The following is a 20,781-nucleotide window of genomic DNA, read 5'->3' as shown; positions in this document are numbered from 1 at the left end:
GCCACCCCGCGGTGGCGCCGTCGATTCAGACCCCTCTACCCGTGGAGTAAGAATTCCCGTGAACGCGACCAATCGCACCGTGGTCGTCACCGGTATCGGCGCAACCACACCGCTGGGTGGCGACAGCGCTTCGACCTGGGAGGCCCTGCTCGCCGGACAGTCCGGCGTCGGCAGCCTCGACCAGGACTGGGCGGCCGACCTTCCCGTCCGGATCGCCGCACAGGCGGCCGTGGACCCGTCGGAGGTCCTCCCCCGGGCGCAGGCCCGCAAGCTGGACCGCTCGGCGCAGTTCGCGCTGATCGCGGCCCGTGAGGCCTGGGCGGACGCCGGTTTCACCGCCAAGGCCGGCGAGGACACCTCGGTTGACCCCGACCGGCTCGGCGCCGTCATCGCCTCCGGCATCGGCGGCGTGACCACCCTGCTCGGCCAGTACGACGTGCTCAAGGAGAAGGGCGTCCGCCGCGTCTCCCCGCACACCGTGCCGATGCTGATGCCCAACGGCCCGTCCGCCAACGTCGGCCTGGACGTGAACGCCCGCGCCGGTGTGCACACCCCGGTCAGTGCCTGTGCGTCCGGCTCCGAGGCCATCGGCTACGCCATCGAGATGATCCGTACGGGCCGTGCCGACATCGTCGTCGCGGGCGGTACGGAGGCGGCCATCCACCCGCTGCCGATCGTGGCCTTCGGCAACATGATGGCGATGTCGAAGTCCAACGACGACCCGCAGGGCGCCTCGCGGCCCTTCGACACCGCACGCAACGGCTTCGTCATGGGCGAGGGCGCCGGCGTCATCGTCCTGGAGTCGGCCGAGCACGCCGCCAAGCGCGGCGCCCGGGTCTACGCCGAGGCCGTCGGCCAGGGCATCTCCGCCGACAGCCACGACATCGTGCAGCCCGAGCCGTCCGGCAACGGCATCGCGCACGCGCTGCAGAACCTCCTTCAGGCCACCGACCTCGACCCGGCGGAGGTCGTGCACGTCAACGCGCACGCCACCTCCACGCCGCAGGGCGACCTGGCCGAACTGAAGGCGCTGCGCAAGGTCTTCGGCGACGACGTCGACCACATGGCGGTCTCCGCCACGAAGTCGATGACCGGCCACCTCCTGGGCGGCGCGGGCGGTATCGAGACGGTTGCCTCGATCCTGGCGCTGTACCACCGGGTGGCTCCGCCGACGATCAACCTCGACGAGCTCGACCCGGAGGTCGACGGGGACATCGTCCGCGGCGAGCCCCGCAAGCTGCCGGCCGAGGGCCGGATCGCGGCCCTGAACGACTCGTTCGGCTTCGGCGGCCACAACGTGGTCCTGGCCTTCCGCTCGGTCTGAGGCCCCCTCAGTACCCGTAACGGGCCCGTCCGGTGAGAGATCACCGGACGGGCCCGCTGCCGTCTCAGTCGTCGAAGCCGGCGTAGTACGCGGCCGACGCGTCCTTGTCGCCGTGGCCCTGCCGCTCGGCGCGGCGGAAGCGCTCCGCGGCCGCCGCCAGCAGATCCACGTGGACGCCGGCGTCCTGGGCGGCCTCGGTGATGAGCCGGGCGTCCTTGCGGGCGGCGGAGACGGTGAAGCTGGCGGGGTAGTTCTCGGACAGGATCAACTCGGATTTCAGCCGGAGGTACGGCAGATCGAGCGCCCCGCCGGCGATCGCGGCGAGGAAGTCACGCGGGTCCACCCCGAGCCCCTTGGCGAGCGCGAGAGACTCACCCGTACCGCTGATGACCGTGAGCACCCAGGTGTTGACGACGAGCTTGAGACGGCTCGCGGCGCCGTCGGCGGCGTCCTCACCGACCCACCGGGTGTGGCTCCCGACGATGCCGAAGATCCGCTCGGCGCGCTCGCGGACGTCCCGCGACCCGGCCGCCAGGATCGTCAACTCCCCCTTTTCCGCGGGATCCTTGGTGCCCAGAACGGGCGCGTCCACGAACCGCAGTCCGTGTTCCGCGGCGAACCGGGCGAGCGGGGCGAGCCCTTCGGCTCCCACCGTGCCCATCTGAAGCCACAGCGCACCTGGGGTAAGGACGGGGGCCGCCTGCCGCAGCGCGTCGAGGGCCGCGGGCCCGTCGAGCAGCATCGTGAGGACCACGTCGGCGCCGTCCACGGCCTCGGCGGGGGTGCCGGTGACCCGGATCCCGTCGGCGGCCAGCGGCTCGGCCCTGGCGCGGGTGCGGTTCCAGGCGCGGACGTCCAGACCGGCCCGGGCGAGGTTGCGGGCCATCGCCGCGCCCATGATGCCGGTGCCGAGCACCGCCACGGAGCGGGTGTCGGAAGCGTTGTTGTCAGCCATGACGGCACGCTAGAGCGTGAAGTGGACTCGAAGGCAAGGCCGGCGCATGTCGGGCGCCCCCCGGCGGCGTGCCGCGCGGACCGGGCCCGCGCGACAGGCCCTAGACGACCTGGTGCAGCCAGCGGACCGGGGCGCCCTCGCCCGCGTACCGGAACGGCTCCAGTTCGTCGTCCCAGGGCTTGCCGAGGAGCTTGTCGACCTCGGCGGCCAGCTCGGTCTCGCCGCGCGCGGAGCGGGCGACCGCGGCGCGAAGCCGGTCCTCGGGGATCAGGATGTCGCCGTGGATGCCCGTGACGGCGTGGAAGATGCCCAGGTCGGGGGTGGAGCTGTAGCGCTCGCCCTCGGCGCCGGGACAGGGCTCCGCGGTCACTTCGAAGCGCAGCAGATGCCAGCCGCGCAGCGCGGAGGCCAGCTTGGAGGCCGTGCCGGCCTCGCCCTGCCACGAGAACTCGGCTCTCCAGGTGCCCGGGGACGCCGGCTGGCGGATCCAGTCGAGATTGACGCGCACGCCGAGGACGCCCGCCACGGCCCATTCAACGTGCGGGCACAGCGCGCGCGGAGCGGAGTGGACGTACAGAACTCCACGTGTCGTCACCGGGACCTCCAGTGCGGTTCGAGGTTCGCCTTCCCCAGCGGCCTCGTGCCCGTTCCGGTTGCGGCCGGGACAGTTGTCATTCTGCCCCAGTGGTCACTTCGGCACCAGCGTGCTGGTGACCTACAGTAAACACCATTAGGCGGAATTTGCCGCAAATGGGACAGGAAATGACGTGATGTAATTTGTCTGTGCCGACTGCACTTGCCACGTTGGGTCACCGCCCGGCAGGCACGGGGCAAAGCTACCGCGCGGCGCCGGTCGGGTGGTGACGTACCGTCGGTACCCGAAGAGATATCACTCGCACGCCGGAGGGGACAGGGGATGACGCAGATCAATCGGCCCTTGCGCCCCCGCCGTCACTCCCTTTGCCGGTTCCCCTCACGTACCGTCGCCGCCGCGTCCGCACTCCTGATCGCCCTCACCGGCTGTAGTGCCGACGACTCCGGGGCACACTCCGGCGCGTCGGGCAAGCGGCACGGCAGGCCCGCACCCGTCTGGCGCACCGACCCCGGCTCGATCGCGGCGCTCGGCGACTCCATCACCGCCGGCTTCGACGCCTGTACGGTGCTCGCCGACTGCCCCCGGGTCTCCTGGGCCACCGGCACCGACCCCACGGTCGACAGCCTCGCCCGGCGGCTGGTCGAACGGCCCGCCACCCACAGCTGGAACTTCGCCCGGACCGGTGCGCTGATGAGCGATCTGCCCGAGCAGGTCGCCTCGGCCGTCCGCCGCAAACCCGAGCTGGTCACGGTCCTGATCGGCGCCAATGACGCCTGCCGGAACGACGTGACGGCGATGACGCCCGAGGCCGGCTTCCGGGCCGACTTCGAACGGTCCCTGCGGCAGCTGCGGCGTGCTCTGCCGCACACCCAGGTGTATGTCGCGGCGGTGCCGGACCTGTTGCGGCTGTGGTCCGAGGGGCGCAAGAACCCGCTCGGCAAGCAGGTGTGGAAGCTGGGCCTGTGCGGATCGATGCTGCGCGATCCGGACGATCTGACGAAGGCGGCCCAGGACCGGCGGGCGGGCGTGCAGAAGCGGGTGAAGGCGTACAACTCCGCGATGGCGCAGGTGTGCGGCAAGGATCCGCTGTGCCGGTTCGACCCGGCGGTCTTCGACTACCGCTTCACCGGACGGCAGTTGAGCACCTGGGACTGGTTCCACCCCGGCGCCCGCGGCCAGCAGGAGCTGGCGGAGCTGGCGTACCGGGTGGTCACCCGGCCGGGGCGGTAGCGCCGCACACCGGGTCCGCGGCGCCCGCCGGCGGGCATAGGCTCACGGACATGACGACGCAGGTCAGCAGGGAACCCTTCGGCGCGCTGGAGGACGGCACACCCGTCGAGCGCTGGACCCTGGAGTCGGGCCCGGGCGGGCTGCGGGTGCGCGTCCTGACGTACGGCGGGATCATCCAGACCCTCCAGGCCCCGGACCGGGACGGGACGCGGGCGCAACTGGCCCTGGGATTCGCGGATCTGGACGGGTATCTCGCGCACAGCGGGTCGCACTTCGGTGCGCTGGTCGGGCGGTATGCGAACCGGATCGCCGGGGCATCCTTCCCGCTCGACGGCAGAAGGCACCGGCTGACGCCGAACGACGGGCGGCACAGCCTGCACGGCGGGCCGCGCAACTTCTCCCGGGTGGTGTGGAGCGCCCAGGAGGTTGCCGGCGGCGTGGAGCTGCACCGGGTCAGTCCGGACGGCGAGGAGGGCTTTCCCGGCGCCCTGGACGTGCGGGTGGCCTACACCCTGACCCCCGACGGTGCGCTGCATCTCGTCTCGCGCGCCCGCACCGACGCCCCGACCGTCGTCAACCTGACCAACCACACCTACCTCAACCTGGGCGGTGACGGCAGCGGCCCCGCCACCGGCCATGAACTGCGGCTGGCGGCGTCCCGGTACACGCCCGTCGACGGCACCGGCATCCCGCTGCCCGGCGCGCCCGCCGACGTGGCCGGCACCCGCTTCGACTTCCGGGCGGCGCGGGCGGTGAGCCGCGGATACGACCACAATTTCGTGCTCGACGGCGGGGCCGTGGCGGCGCCGCGCACGGTCGCCGAGCTGTCCGACCCGCCGTCGGGCCGGGTGCTGGAGCTGGCCACCACCGAGCCCGGTCTGCAGCTCTACACCGCCGACCACCTCGACGGATCCCTGACCGGCAGCTCGGGAATCCCCTACGGTCCGCGGGCCGGACTCGCCCTGGAAACCCAGCACTTCCCGGACTCCCCCAACCGTCCGGACTTCCCCGGTACCGTGCTGCGGCCCGGCGCGCACTACCGCACGCACACCGTGTACCGCTTCTCGGCGCGGCCGCCGGCTGCGGGAGCCCCCTAGGGGCGCGGCCGGGCGAAGGTCATCCTGTGCGGCGACGCGCGCAGGGCGCGATGACGGCACGATGAACAGTGACCGGCTTTCCGGTCCGATCCGATCCGCCGTCTGCCCCGGGAGAACCGACACCATGGCCCGCCTCCGTGCTCCTCATCTGCTTCTGTCCGGTGCGGCGTTGGGCGTGCTGGTGGTGGCGGGCTGCTCGCTGCCGGACTACGGTCCGACGAAGACGGCGCAGCGCACGTACGCCGTACCGGGCACGGTCGGCGCGCTGTCGGCGACCACACACGGCGGGAACATCGAGATCGTGCCGGTCGACGGCGCCGGCCCGGTCCGGGTGACGGAGAAGTACCGCTACAACGACCGCAAGCCGAGCCCCGCCCACACGGTCAAGGACGGCCGGCTGACGCTGAAGGCCGCGGAGTGCGGCATGGGGCGCCGGTGCGAGGTCGACTACCGGGTGCTGCTGCCGCGCACCGCCTCGGTCGATCTGCTCACCAGCGGCGGGGACATCACCCTGCGGGGCACCAAGGGCGCCATCGCCGCGGAGACCAGCGGCGGCGACGTCAAGGTCACGGACTGTGCGGCGCGCTCCGTACGGGCGAAGACCAGCGGCGGCAATGTGGACCTCGCGCTGGCCGCGGCGCCCGACCAGGTGGCGGGCCGCACCAGCGGCGGCAATGTCACCATCCGCCTCCCGAAGGGGGCGTACGCGGTCGAGGCCTCGACCAGCGGGGGGCACCGCAAGGTCGCCGTGCCGGTGGACGGGCGCTCCGCGCACAAGGTGACGGCGCGCACGAGCGGCGGTGATGTGTCGGTGGTGACCTCCTGAGGACCGGCGGGGGCGCACCCGGTGGGCGGCGCCCCCGCTCCCGGGCCGGTCAGCCGACGGTGACCTCCGCCGTCAGCCGACGGTCCTCGGCGCTGTGCGCGGCCTCGACGAGGTAGACACCCTTGACCCGGCGCCAGCCGTCGTCCGCCTCGCTCCCTGCCGAGCCTTCGGAAGCGGAGCCCCACACCGCGAAGGCCCGGTCCGGCAGCGGGATCTCGGCCTCCGCGCTCTCGCCCGGGCCGGCCTCGACGACGGCGAAGCCGGCCAGCCAGCGCTCCGGGCGCTCGGGTGCGTCCGGGGCGGCGTCCGCGGTGGGCGCCAGGTAGATCTGGACGACCTCGCGGCCGGGCCGTCCGCCGGTGTTGCGGACCCGCACCCGCACCGAGTCGGGGGTCGTGTCCAGCGACTCGTACTCCCAGTCGGTGTAGCCCAGACCGTGGCCGAAGGGGTAGGCGGGAGTGGCGGCGGACCGCTGCCAGGCGCGGTAGCCGATGAACACTCCCTCGGAGTAGTGAAGTTGACCGCCGTCCGGGATGACGGTGGTGACCGGGGCGTCGGTCAGGCGGGCCGGCCAGGTGGTGGGGAGCCGTCCGCCCGGCTCGTGGGCGCCGAGCAGGACGTCGGCCAGCGCCGCACCGGCCTCCTGGCCGGGGAACCAGCTCAGCAGCACGGCCGGGACCTGTTCCCGCCACGGCAGTTCCACGGGGGAGCCGGCGTTGACGACCACGACGGTGTGCGGGTTCGCGGCGGCGACCCGGGTGACCAGCTCGTCCTGGCGTCCGGGCAGTCGCAGATCGCCGCGGTCGAAGCCCTCGGACTCGACTTCTTCGGTGGTGGCGACGACCACGATCGCGACATCGGCGTCCTCGGCGGCGCGGACCGCCTCCGCGATCCGGGCCTCCGCGTCGGACCGCGGCGAGTGGTGGCCGAGGGCGAAGTGCAGCCCGTCCAGGCCCTCGCCCAGGTCCGGGCCGCCCGGCACGAACCGCACGGTGACCTCGACGCGTTCGCCTGCCGTCAGCTCCGCCGTCACCCGCCGCTCGACGGGCTTCATGAACGCCTCGAAGGGGTCGTTGCCCTCCGGCGCACACCGGCCGTCGAAGAGGACCGAACCGCCGACGATCAGCCGCAGTTCACCGGTGCCGGAGACGGCGAAGGTGTGGCTGCCGCCGCACTGCGGGAGGTAGCTGCCGGTCAGCTCGACGGCGTGCAGATTCTGCCGGGTGACGCCCCGCGGGAAGCAGCCCATCACCTGCACCGCGCCGTCGGACTGCCGGGTCTCGGCGAGGAGTTGGCCGTCCGCGGCGAGGTAGCGGGCGGTCAGCGTGAAGCCGTCGCGGGCGTGGGGCACCCGGGTGTGCGCCTCGGCGCCGGCGGCGTAGGTGACCTCGACCCCGTCGGGCAGCGCGGCGCGCAGCCCCTCCAGCGGGGAGATCACGGCCTCGGGGAAGACGGTCGCGGAGCCGCCGCCGAGCACCCGGGCGTCCCGCGCGGCCGCCCCGATGACCGCGACCCTGCGCAGCCCCGCGGCCTCCAGCGGCAGCGCCCGCCGTGCCCCGGCCACGGGCTCGTTGCGCAGCAGGACGCAGCCACGCCGGGCGAGGTCGCGGGCCACGGCCCGGCCGTCGATGTCCCCGGGGACCGCGGACGGGTCCACCGCGGCCGGCACCCCGTCGAGACACCCCGTGCGGGCCGCGAGCAGCAGCACCCGGCGCACCGCGTCGTCCACCTCGGACTCCGCCACCTCACCCGCACGGACGACCTCTGCCAGCGGCGCGCCGTAGACGGTACGGGGGCCGGGCATCGCCACATCGAGGCCGCCGCGCAGCGCGCGCACGGTGTCGCGGGCGGCCGTCCAGTCGGAGACGTTGCAGCCGTCGAAACCCCATTCGCCGCGCAGCACGCCCTGGACCAGCGCGCGGTGCTCGGTCATGGTCGAGCCGTTGACCTGGTTGTAGGCGGTCATGACCGCCCAGGGGCGGGCGTTTTCGACGAGGTGCTCGAAGGGCGCGAGATACAGCTCGCGCAGCGGGCGCGGGGCGATGCGGTTGTCGACGGTGAACCGGTCGGTCTCGGCGTCGTTGCCGACGAAGTGCTTGACCGTCGCGCCGACCCCGCCCTCCTGCACCCCGCGGACATATCCGGCGCCGATCACGCCGGTGAGCAGCGGGTCTTCCGAATAGCACTCGAAATGACGGCCACCCAGCGGGGAGCGGTGCAGATTGACGGTCGGCGCCAGGAGGACGTGCACGCCCTTGCGGCGGGCCTCCTGCGCGAGGAGGTGGCCGGCCCGGCGCGCGAGTGCGGGGTCCCAGGTGGCGGCCAGTGCCGTGGGGCCGGGCAGCGCCACCGAGGGGTCGTCGGCGCTCCACTCCCGGCCCCGGACCCCGACCGGGCCGTCCGACATCACCAGCGACCGCAGCCCGATCGCCGGCACCGCCGGCAGGGTCCACATGTCCTGGCCGGACAGCAGGCGGACCTTGGTGTCGAGGTCGAGTGCGGCGAGCGCCCGCTCCACCGCCGCGGCGTGGTCCTGCGCGTGGCCGCGGGCGGGCGGACCGGCGTCGGCGGCGGCACCGGCGGGCCCGTGGGTCTGGTCATCGGTCATGCGGTTCTCCGGTGTTCCCTGAGTGGTCGAACAGGCCCCCTGTCCGGATTCTGACCTGGTCACCAGGCACGCGGTAGGGACCGTTACTTTTCCGATGCATCAGTCGTACGGGATCTCCACGCGAGGGATACGCTCGGCCGGTGACTGCACGAGACCAGGACGGATCCCACGACGGCGGACCGGGCGCACCCCGGACCGGCGGCGGCGGCCGGGAGGCCCGGCGCGTGGAGCGGCGGGAGGCCATCCTGCAGTCCGCGATGGAGCTCATCGCGGAACGCGGCTACCGCCGCACCACGCTCGCCGCCGTCGCCGAGCGCGCCGGACTGACCCAGCAGGGGCTGCTGCACCACTTCCCGACGAAGGAACAACTGCTGGTCGGCGTGCTGGAGGCACGCGACCGCTGGGACCTGGCCTCGGCCGCCGCGGCGTCCGGGAGCCGCACCGGCACCCTCGCCGCGCTCGTCGACTACAACGCCACCCGCCCCGGCATCGTGCGGACCTACACGGTGCTGTCCGCCGACAGCGTCACCGAGGACCACCCCGCCCGCGCCTTCTTCGAATCCCGCTTCCGCTCCGTACGCGCCTCGCTGGCCGAGGCGCTGCGGACGGAGTGCGGCGACACCCTGCCCGGCGGACTGACACCGGAGCGGGCGGCGCCGCTGATGGTCGCCGTGCTGGACGGGCTCCAGCTGCAATGGCTGCTGGATCCCCAGGAGGTGGACATGCCGGCGGCCTTCCGGGACTTCCTCGCGCTGCTCGGGCGGGGGGAGGAGAGCGGCGAGCGGGCGGAGGGGTCGGGCGGCGAGTCGGCATCGGGCTGACGGGGGCTCACCGCCTCCGTAGTGGCGTCGCCTTGAGGGCCTCTACCGTCCCGGCCCCGGCGCCGCTTTACTCGCCTCATGAGACGCATACGTACCAGGATGGGCGCGCTCGGTGTCGCGCTGCTGGCCGCCGTCCCGCTGTCGCTGGCGGCACCGGCCCACGCGGCCACCGCGCCGGACAGCACCGTCGAGGAGGGCCGGCTGGCGCAGGCCGCGCCGCAGGAGATCCTGCGGCGCAGCGGATTCGACGCCTGGGCAGGGGAGTTCGGGGCCGGGCTGGCGCGGGTGACGACGTACCCGCAGGCCCTGCGCTATACCGCCAAGGAGGGGCGGGCGCTGTGGCGGCGGGCCGTGGACCGGGCCCAGGGGCGCGGGCCGGAGGGTGGCGATCTGAGCCGGGACGACGACCGGCCGCTGTACTGGGCGCGGCTGAGCATGACCAGGCAACTGCGGACGTGGCAGCCGGACTTCGCCCTGGACGGGGCGCGCCGCGCCGCCCTCCTCGACGCGCTGGAGCGGGGCTCGCGCGGACAGGACTCGATCGATCTGCCGGCCGGAGGGCACGTGCGGCGGATCGTGGTGACCGGATTCGACCCCTTCCAGCTGGACGACGACGCCCGCCGGAGCAACCCGTCGGGGGCGGCGGCGCTCGCCCTGGACGGAACCACCGTACGGACCGCATCGGGTGAACCGGCCCGGATCGAGACCGCGGTCTTCCCGGTGCGCTGGGACGACTTCGCACAGGGCACGGTGGAGCGCACCCTGCTGCCGCACTTCCGCGGCGGGCCGCGGCAGGCCGACCTGTTCACCACCATCAGCCAGGGGCGGCCCGGGCGGTTCGACGTCGAGCGGACCAACGGGGCCTGGCGGGGCGGCTATCCGGACAACGCGCGGGTATCACGCACCGAAACCGTGCCGATTCCGGCGGGGCTGCCGACCGTGCGGCCGCAGCCGCAGTGGACGGTCACCAGCCTGCCGTACGCACGGATCGTGGCCGCCGGCACCGGCCCGTACCCGGTGGTCGACCACACCGCCGTCACGGAGATCCCGGCGGGCGCCACCACCCCGGTGGAGCGGCCGGACGGGCCGACCGCGGGATCCACGGCCCGTGCGGGCGGCGGCGGGGACTATCTGTCCAACGAGATCGCCTACCGGGCGACGCTGCTGCGGGACGCGGTGCGGCCGGCGCTCCCTGGAGGGCATCTGCACACCCCGGTCCTGGAGTTCGGCCCCGGCAACACGGATCCGTCCGGCCAGGTCACCGACCCGGTCTTCGTCCGCAACCGGGTCGCGATCACCGGGCAGGTGCGGGAGATCCTGACGGTGGCGGCGTCAGAGGCCACGCGCAGGTAGGCGAAGGGGGCGGGTGAGGGGGCCGGTTGACCACAGGTGGCTCAGCCGGCTGCCCACCGGGGGTCGGTTGTCCACAGGGGACCGGTTGTCCACAGGCTCGCCCGCCCCGCGCCGTCGCCGGGCATCATGGGCGAATGATCATTGCTGCCGCACAATTCGCCCCCGTGCCGGGCGACATCGAGGCCAATGCCGCACGGATGGCCCGGCTCGTCGGCGAGGCCGCCGACCGCGGCGCCGGTCTGGTGACGTTCTCCGAACTCGCGCTGACGCACTATGACCTGCGTCTGATAGCCGCCGACCCGGTGGGGATGACGGTCACCGAGGACGATGCCCGGCTGGCGCCCGTGCGTGCGGCCTGCCGGGCGGCCGGGATCGCGGCGGTGGTGAACGCGGCGGGCCGGGCGCGCGAGGGCGCGGCCGGGCCGACCATCTCCTCGTTCGTCCTGGGGCCGGACGGTGCCCTGCTCACGCGGTACGACAAGCTCCATCTGTCCGGGGAGGAGCGGAAGCTCTTCACACGGGGCGCCGCGGACGGCCGCTTCTTCCTGGGCGGGATCCGCTTCGCGCTCGCCACCTGCCTGGACAGCAGCTTCCCCGAGGTGCCGGCGCGGGCCGCGGCGGACGGCTGCGGGGTCTATCTCGCCAGCTCCTTCCACGACTCCACCGAGCGCGTGGATCGGTATGCGGAGCTGGCGCGGGACAGCGGGCTGCAGGTGCTGCTGGCCAACGGCATCGGCACCGGCAGCTCCGGCCCGGGGTGCGGCCTCAGCGGCGGCTGGCTGCCGACCGGCGAGCGGGTGGCGGCGGCCGCCGAGTGGCGCGGGCCGGTGGCAGGGGCACCGGGCGACGGGGCGGAGCTGGTGCTGAGCGATGCCCGCGACCGCATCACGCTGATGGCGGACCCGGCGGTCGCCGCGATACCCGTCAAGGAGTGCGGTGAGCCGCTGGTGGACCTCCGGACGGCGGCGCCCGCGCTGCGGGTGGCCGGGGACCGGCACGACGTCCGGGGGCACTTCGCGCATCTGCGTCGGGGGGTGGCGCAACGGCTGGTGGCGGCCCAGGAGTTGCTGCCGGACGGGTTGCGGCTGCGGATCGTCGAGGGCTACCGTCCCCCGGCACTGCAGCGCCGCTACTTCGAGGAGTACGCCGACGAGCTGCGGGCCGCCTTCCCCGACCGGGATCCGCAGCGCCGCCACCAGGACGCCAGCCGCTATGTCTCACCGCCCGGGATAGCCCCGCACAGCGCGGGCGGGGCGGTGGATCTCACCCTGGTCACCGCGGACGGCGCGGAGGTCGACATGGGGACACCGATCAACGCCTCCCCCGAGGAGAGCGGCGGCGCCTGCTACACGGGCGCGCCGGATCTGACGCCCGCCGCCCGCACCCACCGCCGGGTGCTGAGCGCCGCACTGACCTCGGCGGGCCTGGTCAACTACCCGACGGAGTGGTGGCACTGGTCCTACGGCGACCGCTACTGGGCACTGGCGACCGGCGCGGACCACGCGCTGTACGGCCCGAAGGAGCCCGCCGGGCGGTGAGGCCGGGCCGGGCCGGCCTCACCGCCCGGTGTCAGGCTGCGCCGCCCCGGCATCGGCCCTGCACCGCCCCGGCGTCAGCCCTCCGCCGGCTCCTCGGGCACCGTGGCCGTCAGCTCCGCCAGGGTCGGGTAGGAGGGCTGGGCGCCCGGCTTGGTGACGGCGGCGGCACCGACCCGTACGGCGAAGCGCGCCGCCTCGGGCAGGGCGTCGCCGCGTGCCAGGCGGGTGGCGAGGGCGCCGGTGAAGGCGTCACCGGCGCCGGTGGTGTCCACCGCTTTGACCCGCACCCCCGGGATGTCCTCGCTGCCCGAGGCGTCCAGGACCAGCGCGCCGTCACCGCCGAGGGTGACCACGACGGAGCGGGCGCCCTGTTCGCGCAGCGCCCGCGCCCACTCGGCGGGGCTGCCGTCGGCGCGCCCGGACAGCTGCCGCGCCTCGTGCTCGTTGACCACCAACGGGTCGGCCACCGCCAGGAGTTCGGGAGCCAGGGCCGCCTCGGGGGCCGGGGAGGGGTTGAGGACGACGCGGGTGCCGGCCCGCTCCGCGGCCGCGGCGGCGGCCCGTACCGACTCCATGGGGATCTCCAGCTGGAGGGAGACCACCGAGGCGGCGGCGATGGTGTCCCGCGCGGCGGCCACGTCCTGCGGGGAGAGGGCGGCATTGGCACCGGGCGAGACCACGATGCTGTTGTCGCCGTCCGGATCGACAATGATCATCGCGGTGCCGCTGCGGGCCGCGCCGTCCACGATGACCGGGCCGACATCGGTACCCGCGGCGCGCTGCGCGGCCAGCAGCATCTCGCCGAAGGCATCGCCGCCGACCCGCGCCAGCAGTGCGGTGCGCCCTCCGATCCGGGCCGCGGCGGCCGCCTGGTTGGCGCCCTTCCCGCCGGCCGATTCGACCAGGTCCGTGCCGAGCACGGTCTCGCCCGCGCCGGGCCGCCGGTCGACCCGCACCGTCAGATCCGCGTTGGCCGAACCGACCACCAGGACGTCATGCATGCACCGCTCTCCCACTTCTCTCCGCTCTCCCACTTCTCCCCGCTCTCCCACGCGTCTCCACTCCCCCGCGTCTTCTCCGCTGTCGTGGCCCACCGCCCGCCGCCGGGCCACGGGCTCAGCCGCCGAACCGTGCGGCGTTCTTCCCCGTCACCAGCACCACCGGCACCCGGACCGACTGCGGCAGCTTCTCACCACGGGCCGCCTTCAGCGCCCAGTCCACGGCCTGCTTGCCGAGGAGTTCGGGCTGCTGGGCGACGGTCGCGGTCAGCGTGCCGTTGCGGACCGCCTTGACGCCGTCCGGGGTGCCGTCGAACGCCACCACCTTGACGTCCTTGCCGGAGCGGCCGCCCAGCGCCTTGGACGCGCCCAGCGCCATCTCGTCGTTGGCGGCGAACACCCCGCCGATGTCGTGATGCGCCTGCAGCATGTTGGACATCACGTCCATGCCCTTGGTGCGGTCGAAGTCCGCCGGCTGACGGGCCACGACCTGGACGCCGGGGTACTTCTTGATGCCTTCCTCGAAGCCCTGGCTGCGCTCCCGGGCGGCGGAGGTACCGGCCTGGCCTTCCAGGAAGGCCACCTTGCCCTTGCCGCCGAGCGAGTCGGCCAGCGTCTTCGCGGCGAGCCGGCCGCCCGCGACGTTGTCGGAGGCGATGGTCGAGCCGACCGTGCCGCCGTTGACGCCACGGTCGATGGAGATCACCGGCACCTTCGCGCGGTTGGCGACACCGACGGCCGGCACGGCGGCGTCGGAGTCGACCGGGTTGATGATGGCCGCCTTGACGTTCTGGCTGGTGAACGTCTCCATCTGGTTGATCTGCTGGGTGGGGTCGTTCTGGGCGTCGGTGATGTTGAGGTGCAGACCGCGGGCGTCCGCCTCGGCCTGTGCGCCCTTCTTGATGCCGACGAAGAACGGGTTGTTCATCGTGGACAGCGCCAGCCCCAGGTCGGTGTTGCCGCCGCGGTCGCAGCCGGTCAGCGCCAGGGCGGCGGTCGCGGCCAGCGCGGCCACCAGCGACACCGTCGCCCGCGCCGGCGTCCGGGAGCCCGTCCGGGCCTTGGCCGGCGAGGTCCTGGACACCCTGCGGGCCGTCGTCCGCGCCGTCATCGCGTGCTCCGGCGGCGCAGCGTGTCCAGGAGCACCGCGAGCGCGATGACCAGGCCGGTGGCCACCTGCTGCCAGAACGCCGAGACGCTCAGCAGGTTGAGGCCGTTGCGCAGGACGGCCAGGATCAGGGCGCCGATGAGGGTGCCGGAGGCCTTGCCGGAGCCGCCGGAGAGGCTGGCCCCGCCGATCACGACGGCGGCGATGGCGTCCAGCTCGTAGCCGGTGGCGGCCTGCGGCTGGGCGGAGGTGAGCCGGGCCGCGAGCACGATGCCGGCGACCGCCGCGAACAGGCCGGACAGCGCGTAGATCACAAGCTTGCGGCGCTTGACGTGGATACCGGAGAGCCGGGCCGCCTCCTCGTTGCCGCCGATCGCGAACATCGCGCGGCCGGAGTACGTACGGGCCAGGATCAGTGCGGCGAGCAGCCCCATCGCGATCATGACGAGGACCGGCACCGGCAGCCAGCCGCCGAGGGTGTCCCCGAGCGCGCCGACCGAGCCGGGGAAGGCGATCGGCGAGCCGCCGGAGATGACCAGGGCCAGGCCCCGCCCGACCGAGAGCATCGCCAACGTGGCGATGAAGGCGGGCAGTTTGCCGTAGGCGACCAGCGCCCCGGAGACGAGACCGGAGACCGCACCGACCGCCAGGCCGAGCAGCACGGCCAGCCACACCGGCAGGCCCTCCCCGGTCGCCGCCCAGGCCACCACGGTGGCGGAGAGCGCGGCGACCGAGCCGACCGACAGATCGATGCCGGCCGAGACGATCACGAAGGTGACGCCGAAGGCGAGGATCGCGGTGACCGACGCCTGGACGCCGACATTGAGCAGGTTCTGACCGTTCAGGAAGTCCCTGGACAGCACGGCCATCACCACGACCAGGGCGATCAGACCGCCGAGCGGGCCGTTTTTGAGGACCGCCCGGTTCAGCCACGGCGCCAGGCCGTCCCGGTCGGGTACCCGTCCCACCGCCTCGGCGGCGGCTCCTGTCTTCACCTCAGTGGACATCGGAGCCCTCCATCGCGCTCTCGTCGTGGTGCTTCGTGCTCTTGGGGTCGTGGTCCGGCGCCTGGAGCGCCAGCTCCATCACGGCGTCCTGGGTGGCCGCTTCGGCCGACAGCTCACCGGCCAGCCGGCCCTGCGACATCACCAGCACCCGGTCGCTCATCCCGAGCACCTCGGGCAGATCGCTGGAGATCATCAGCACCGCCCGGCCGGACGCCGTCAGTTCGTTGATGAGCTGGTAGATCTCGACCTTGGCGCCGACGTCGATCCCGCGGGTCGGCTCGTCGAGGATCAGCAGCCGGGTGTCCGTCAGCAGCCATTTGCCGATGACGATCTTCTGCTGGTTGCCGCCGGACAGGGTGCGGGCGCTCTGCCCCAGACCGCTCATCCGGACCTTCAACTGCGCGGCGACGGCGGCCGCTTCGCGCCGCTGGGTGCCCCGGTCCACCAGCCCGCCGCGGGTGTCGCGGTCGAGCCGGGCGAGGGTGAGGTTGTCCTGGAGGGACGCGTCGAGGACCAGGCCCTGGCCCTTGCGGTCCTCCGGCACGAGGCCGAGCCCGGCGCGCATCGCGGCGCGGACATCGCCGCGGGCCAGCTCCTTGCCGTCGATCTCGACCGTGCCGGCGTCATAGCGGTCCACGCCGAATATCGCCCGCACGACCTCGGTACGGCCCGCGCCGACCAGCCCGGCCAGGCCCACGACCTCACCGGCCCGCACCTCGAAGTCGATGCCCTCGAAGACCGGCCCGGCCGTGGCGCCGCGCCGGGTCAGCCCGCGGACCCGCAGCACGGGCGCGCCGGCCTCGTCCGGGCGCTGCCGCGGGTACTGCTCGGCGATGTCGCGGCCCACCATGAGCCGGATCAGCTCGTCCTCGTCGGTGGCGGCCGGCACCTCCCGCACCGAGCGGCCGTCGCGCAGGACGGTGACCCGGTCGCCGAGGACGCCGATCTCGTCCAGGTGGTGGGTGATGAAGATGATGCCGACGCCGCCGTCGCGCAGCTCACGGACGATGTCGAAGAGGGTCTCGACCTCCTCGGAGGTCAGCACCGCGGTCGGCTCGTCCATGATCAGGACGCGGGCGTCCAGGCTGAGCGCCTTGGCGATCTCCACCATCTGGAGGCGGGCGATGCCCAGTTCGCCGACCGGGGTGTCCGGGGACACGTCCAGCCGCACGCGGCGCAGTAGTGCGGCGGCGCGCGTCCGCATCGTCTTCCTGTCGACCAGCCCGAGCCGGGTGCGCGGCTGGCGGCCCAGGAAGATGTTCTCGGCGACGGTCAGCCCGGGGACGAGGTTGAACTCCTGGTAGATGGTGGCGATGCCGAGCCGTTCGGCGTCCTGCGCGGAACGGATGTGCACCTCGTGCAGGCCCTCGCGCGTGCCGTCCTGGCCGCCGTCCGCGAGGAGACGGCCCCCGTCGGGGCGGTGGGCGCCGGAGAGCATCTTGATCAGGGTGCTCTTGCCCGCACCGTTCTCGCCGAGCAGGACATGCACCTCACCGGCGCGCAGGGTCAGATCCACGCCGTCCAGCGCGCGCACGCCCGGGAACGACTTCGTCACCCCCTCCACGCGCAGCAGTGGGCGGCCGCCCGGTACGTCGTCCTTGACGCCGGTCATGCGCTGCACCTCTCTTCTTCGGGTGGGTTGCTCGGGGGGTGGGAATCGCGGACCCGGCGGCGGACCGGCCGGCCGGGCTCAGGGGGTGGGCGGCTCGCCGCAGGAGCGGCGGGGGACCAGGTGTGCCGGCAGCAGTACCGAATCGGCGGGCCGGCCCTCGATCCGGGCCAGCAGGGTGTGCACGGCGGCCCGGCCCAGTTCGCGGGTGGGCTGGGCGATGGCGGTCAGCGGCGGATCGGTGTGGGTGAACCACGGCACGTCGTCGTAGACCACCAGCGCCACGTCGTCCGGGACCCGCAGCCCGCGCGCGCGGAGTTCGTCCATCGCGCCCAGCGCCATCAGGTTGTCGGTGGCCAGCACCGCGTCCGGCGGCTCGGCGAGGTCGAGGAATGCGCTCATCACCCGTCGGCCGCCGGTGTGCTGGAGGTCAGGGGTGCTGCCCACCCGCTCGTCGGGCAGCGCGAGGCCGTGTCCGGCCAGCGCCGCGCGGAAGAGCGCGAGGCGCTCGTCACCGGTCGGGGTGCCGGCGGGGGCGACGATGATCGCGGGCCGGCGGCGGCCGAGGGCGGCGAGATGGCCGGCGACTTCGGTGAGCGCGGCGCGGCCGTCGGCGCGTACGCAGGGGGCGTCGATGCCGGGCACGGAGCGGTCCAGCAGGACCAGCGGGGTGCCGGAGGCGACGACCTCACGGAGCATCGCCGAGCCGGTGCCCGCCGAGCTGACCAGCAGGCCGTCGATCCGGCGGTCGAGCAGGGTACGGATGTAGTCGTCCTGCTGTGCGGGGCGCTCGCCGGCGTTGCCGATGACCAGGCTGTAGCCGAGGCTGCGGGCCTCGTCCTCGACGGCGTCGGCCAGTTCGGTGAAGAACGGGTTGGTCAGATCGCTGATGATCAGGCCGAGCGCGCCGGTCCGTGCGGTGCGCAGCGCGCGGGCGACGTTGTTGGGGCGGTAGCCCAGCTCCTGCACGGCGGCGAGCACCCGCTCACGGGTCTCGGCAACCGGGCTGCGGCCGTTGAGGACCCGGGAGACCGTGGCGACGGACACTCCTGCCCGCTCTGCCACATCCTTGATGTTCGCCATGGCGCCGTTGCCATTCTGTCCGTGCGATCGCTCAGCGGCCCGGAGCCGGCTGCGCAAGATCGGGGTGTAATCGATTTCGTAGGGAGGTGCGAGGGCCTACGAAATCGATTACATGGCGGGTGCGTCAAGACGGCTTCACTGTTGCCTGCGTCACAGGGAGGGTGCCTGCACGTTGAGAGTGCCCGCACGTTGAGGGTGCTCGCGCATCGAGGTCGTCCGCGGCGGGAGCGTCACGCGGTGCCGGGGGCATCACGCGGCCGTCGGGCTCGTCACGCGGCGGGCCGGGTACTTCAGCCGCTGGCCGGGCTCATCATGCGGTGGTCCGGCACCTCACGCGGTGGCCGTGCCGGAGCGGTCCGGGACTGCCGACGGACCTACCGAGCCCGGGCACTCCCCCGTTGACCTCCCCGCCTCCACGGCGGGCACCGGCCGTGTCCGGACCCTGTGGGGCAACCCGGCTCAGCGGGTGAACTGCCCCACACACGCGACGATCGCCACACACAGGCCCAGCGCCCCGATGATGACCTGCCATCTGTCAGACGGCGCCCACCGGTCGCTCTCCTGCTCGGTGTCCTGATCGTCCATCGCTCCTCCTCGCTCCTCCGGACAGGCCCCGGAGACCAGGGCCCCCACCGGCGGGCCGCCGGTGGAGCTGTGGGGAGGAACGTGGTGAAGCGCCGCCAGAATAGCGTGAGTTGACGCTGCGTCGACGGGAATCGGGCGCGTGTGCCGGGGGCGCATGTTGGGGGACCGGGTGTCTGCCTGGGTGCCACACCCCGACGTACCAGCCCCGAGGTACCGGGCACCTGGGCCGGGGGTGCAGTGCGGCGGGGCCACGTGACTGCACCGGGGGCCACGCCCCGACCTACGAGGCACTGCGCCGGGGCGCACCGCTGCCGGGTCGCCCACCCCACCCACAAGGCCGCACCCCGTAGCGGGATGCGGCCCCTGGTGTGGCAACGCCGGCGGCGTCAGATGCCGGGTGTCAGATGTCAGGCGACGGTCAGCTTGACGTCGATGTTGCCGCGGGTGGCGCGGGAGTACGGGCACACCTGGTGCGCCTTCTCCACGAGGTCCTGGGCGGTGGCCGCGTCGACATTCGGGATCTTGGCGGAGATCTCGACCGTGAGGCCGAAACCGCCGTCGGGGGTCTTGCCGATGCCGACCTCGGCGGTGACCCGGGAGCCGGAGACATCGACGTTCTCCCGGCGGGCGACGACGCTGAGCGCGCCCTGGAAGCAGGCGCTGTAGCCGGCCGCGAAGAGCTGCTCCGGGTTGGTGCCGGCGCCGCTGCCGCCCTGCTCCTTGGGCGGGTTGACGACCACGTCGAGCTTGCCGTCGTCGCTGGCGACGCGGCCGTCACGGCCGTTCTCAGCGGTGGCGACGGCGGTGTAGACGACATCGACGGACTGGATGGACATACCGAATCCTCCTGTGGTTCGCCGCGACTCGCGCCCACGGATCGCGACGGCGTGCCGCCGAGCCTAACGGGCCGGGGTGCGGGGGTGGCGGGAGAGCCGCGCGATTTCTTCGGCTCCTCTCCCCCACCACCCGGCGCCCGCCCGTCAGCCCTCGAGGCTCACGATCATCTTTCCGGTGTTCTCGCCGCGCAGCAGGCCGAGGAAGGCCTCGACGCCGTTCTCGATACCGGAGACCTTGGTCTCGGCGTACTTCAGCTCGCCGGAGCGGATCCAGGCAGAGACCTCCTCGACGAACTGCGACTGCAGCGCGGCGTGATCGCTGACCAGCAGGCCCTGCAGACGCAACCGCTTGCCGATCACCATGGCGAGGTTGCGCGGCGCCGGGGTCGGCTCGGTGGAGTTGTACATCGAGATCATGCCGCAGATGGCGGCACGGCCATGGACGTTGAGGGAGTTGATGGCCGCCTCGAGGTGGTCACCGCCGACATTGTCGAAGTAGACGTCGATGCCGTCCGGCGCGGCCTCCTTGAGCTGCTTGCTGACATCGCCGTTCTTGTAGTTGAAGGCGGCGTCGAAGCCGTACTCCTCGACCAGGAGCTTGACCTTCTCGTCGGAGCCGGCCGAGCCGATGACCCGGGAGGCGCCCTTGAGCTTGGCGATCTGACCGACCTCGCTGCCCACCGCACCGGCCGCACCGGACACGAAGACGGCGTCGCCCTCCTTGAAGGAGGCGACCTCCAGCAGTCCCGCGTACGCGGTCAGGCCCGGCATGCCGAGCACGCCGAGGTACGCGGTGAGCGGAGCCAGCGACGGGTCCACCTTGGCGGCGCGCTTGGCGTCCACGACGGCGTACTCGCGCCAGCCGAAGGCGTGCAGCACATGGTCGCCGACGGCGAAGGAGTCAGCGCGCGAGGCGATGACCTCGCCGACCGCGCCGCCGTCCATCGGCTGGTCGAGCTGGAAGGGCGGGACGTAGGACTTCACGTCGTTCATCCGGCCGCGCATGTACGGGTCGACGGAGAAGTGCTTCGTACGGACGAGGATCTGGCCCTCGCCGACCTCGGGCACCGCGGCCTCCCGCAGCGCGAAGTCCTCAGGGGTGGGCCAGCCGTGCGGGCGGGCGACGAGGTGCCATTCGCGGCCGGTCGTGGGCAGTGCGGACATAGCGCGATCCTCCAAATGCTTCAGGTGATGAAACAATCATGCTC

The 20,781-nt window shown here is 73.2% G+C and carries 16 protein-coding genes and 1 pseudogene; 7 read left to right on the top strand and 10 right to left on the bottom strand.

Annotation, left to right across the window (positions count from 1 at the left end; genetic code table 11):
- The first annotated feature begins 58 nt into the window (after positions 1 to 58).
- A complete protein-coding gene (locus OIU81_RS25680) occupies positions 59 to 1,324 on the top strand; it encodes a beta-ketoacyl-[acyl-carrier-protein] synthase family protein (RefSeq protein ID WP_329151506.1) in 1,266 nt (421 codons plus the stop codon).
- Positions 1,325 to 1,388: 64 nt separating this feature from the next.
- On the opposite strand, the gene OIU81_RS25675 is transcribed toward OIU81_RS25680, so the two are convergent.
- Together OIU81_RS25675 and OIU81_RS25670 are read right to left on the bottom strand one after the other, a co-directional pair.
- The gene (locus OIU81_RS25675) at positions 1,389 to 2,279 is read right to left on the bottom strand and encodes an NAD(P)-dependent oxidoreductase (RefSeq protein WP_329151505.1); all 891 of its coding nucleotides are present in this window, start codon (positions 2,277 to 2,279) and stop codon (positions 1,389 to 1,391) included.
- Positions 2,280 to 2,379: 100 nt separating this feature from the next.
- Entirely contained in the window at positions 2,380 to 2,874 is a 495-nt protein-coding gene (locus tag OIU81_RS25670) for a DUF3145 domain-containing protein (RefSeq protein WP_329151504.1), read from the bottom strand.
- A gap of 321 nt (positions 2,875 to 3,195) precedes the next feature.
- Between OIU81_RS25670 and OIU81_RS25665 the strand changes: the two genes are divergently transcribed.
- The 3 genes from OIU81_RS25665 (at position 3,196) to OIU81_RS25655 (ending at position 6,027) form a co-directional block, all read left to right on the top strand.
- The gene (locus tag OIU81_RS25665) at positions 3,196 to 4,104 is read left to right on the top strand and encodes an SGNH/GDSL hydrolase family protein (protein ID WP_329151503.1); all 909 of its coding nucleotides are present in this window, start codon (positions 3,196 to 3,198) and stop codon (positions 4,102 to 4,104) included.
- Positions 4,105 to 4,154: 50 nt separating this feature from the next.
- Positions 4,155 to 5,201 carry an aldose epimerase family protein gene (locus OIU81_RS25660; RefSeq protein ID WP_329151502.1) on the top strand — a complete coding sequence of 349 codons (1,047 nt, stop codon included), beginning with the start codon at positions 4,155 to 4,157 and terminating at the stop codon, positions 5,199 to 5,201.
- Between the two features lie 124 nt (positions 5,202 to 5,325).
- Complete coding sequence (locus tag OIU81_RS25655) at positions 5,326 to 6,027, top strand: DUF4097 family beta strand repeat-containing protein (RefSeq protein WP_329151501.1); 702 nt, start codon at positions 5,326 to 5,328, stop codon at positions 6,025 to 6,027.
- Between the two features lie 49 nt (positions 6,028 to 6,076).
- Here OIU81_RS25655 and OIU81_RS25650 read toward each other — a convergent pair whose 3' ends face one another.
- Positions 6,077 to 8,635 (bottom strand): beta-glucosidase family protein, encoded by a 2,559-nt coding sequence (locus tag OIU81_RS25650; protein ID WP_329151500.1) that lies wholly within the window; start codon positions 8,633 to 8,635, stop codon positions 6,077 to 6,079.
- Positions 8,636 to 8,775: 140 nt separating this feature from the next.
- On the opposite strand from OIU81_RS25650, the gene OIU81_RS25645 reads away from it, so the two are divergent.
- The 3 genes from OIU81_RS25645 to OIU81_RS25635 all read left to right on the top strand — a co-directional run bounded on the left by OIU81_RS25645 (position 8,776) and on the right by OIU81_RS25635 (position 12,347).
- Positions 8,776 to 9,456 (top strand): TetR/AcrR family transcriptional regulator, encoded by a 681-nt coding sequence (locus OIU81_RS25645; protein WP_329151499.1) that lies wholly within the window; start codon positions 8,776 to 8,778, stop codon positions 9,454 to 9,456.
- Between the two features lie 78 nt (positions 9,457 to 9,534).
- On the top strand, positions 9,535 to 10,809 hold the full coding sequence (locus OIU81_RS25640; protein ID WP_329151498.1) for a pyroglutamyl peptidase: 1,275 nt from the start codon (positions 9,535 to 9,537) through the stop codon (positions 10,807 to 10,809).
- Positions 10,810 to 10,943: 134 nt separating this feature from the next.
- Positions 10,944 to 12,347 (top strand): nitrilase-related carbon-nitrogen hydrolase, encoded by a 1,404-nt coding sequence (locus OIU81_RS25635; protein ID WP_329151497.1) that lies wholly within the window; start codon positions 10,944 to 10,946, stop codon positions 12,345 to 12,347.
- A gap of 74 nt (positions 12,348 to 12,421) precedes the next feature.
- Here the strand turns inward: OIU81_RS25635 and OIU81_RS25630 are convergent, their stop codons facing one another.
- The 7 genes and pseudogenes from OIU81_RS25630 to OIU81_RS25595 all read right to left on the bottom strand — a co-directional run bounded on the left by OIU81_RS25630 (position 12,422) and on the right by OIU81_RS25595 (position 20,737).
- Positions 12,422 to 13,348, bottom strand: a complete 927-nt coding sequence (locus OIU81_RS25630) for a ribokinase (RefSeq protein ID WP_329151496.1) — start codon at positions 13,346 to 13,348, stop codon at positions 12,422 to 12,424.
- 115 nt (positions 13,349 to 13,463) lie between these two features.
- Positions 13,464 to 15,460: pseudogene (locus OIU81_RS42395) on the bottom strand (ABC transporter permease/substrate-binding protein).
- On the bottom strand, positions 15,450 to 17,072 hold the full coding sequence (locus OIU81_RS25615; RefSeq protein ID WP_329151493.1) for a sugar ABC transporter ATP-binding protein: 1,623 nt from the start codon (positions 17,070 to 17,072) through the stop codon (positions 15,450 to 15,452). Before OIU81_RS25615 ends, OIU81_RS42395 begins: the two are co-directional and overlap by 11 nt.
- 78 nt (positions 17,073 to 17,150) lie before the next feature.
- On the bottom strand, positions 17,151 to 18,152 hold the full coding sequence (locus OIU81_RS25610; protein WP_329151492.1) for a LacI family DNA-binding transcriptional regulator: 1,002 nt from the start codon (positions 18,150 to 18,152) through the stop codon (positions 17,151 to 17,153).
- A 459-nt stretch (positions 18,153 to 18,611) separates the two neighbouring features.
- Positions 18,612 to 18,737, bottom strand: a complete 126-nt coding sequence (locus OIU81_RS25605; RefSeq protein WP_329151491.1) for a hypothetical protein — start codon at positions 18,735 to 18,737, stop codon at positions 18,612 to 18,614.
- Between the two features lie 407 nt (positions 18,738 to 19,144).
- On the bottom strand, positions 19,145 to 19,573 hold the full coding sequence (locus tag OIU81_RS25600; protein WP_329151490.1) for an organic hydroperoxide resistance protein: 429 nt from the start codon (positions 19,571 to 19,573) through the stop codon (positions 19,145 to 19,147).
- A 144-nt stretch (positions 19,574 to 19,717) separates the two neighbouring features.
- Positions 19,718 to 20,737, bottom strand: coding sequence for an NADP-dependent oxidoreductase (locus OIU81_RS25595; RefSeq protein ID WP_329151489.1), 1,020 nt, complete (start codon positions 20,735 to 20,737; stop codon positions 19,718 to 19,720).
- Positions 20,738 to 20,781: the final 44 nt, after the last annotated feature.

This window comes from Streptomyces sp. NBC_01454 (genome assembly GCF_036227565.1).
Classification (GTDB): domain Bacteria; phylum Actinomycetota; class Actinomycetes; order Streptomycetales; family Streptomycetaceae; genus Streptomyces.
The sequence above is the reverse complement of the archived record's forward strand: the minus strand, read 5'-3'. Positions and strand labels throughout refer to the sequence as shown.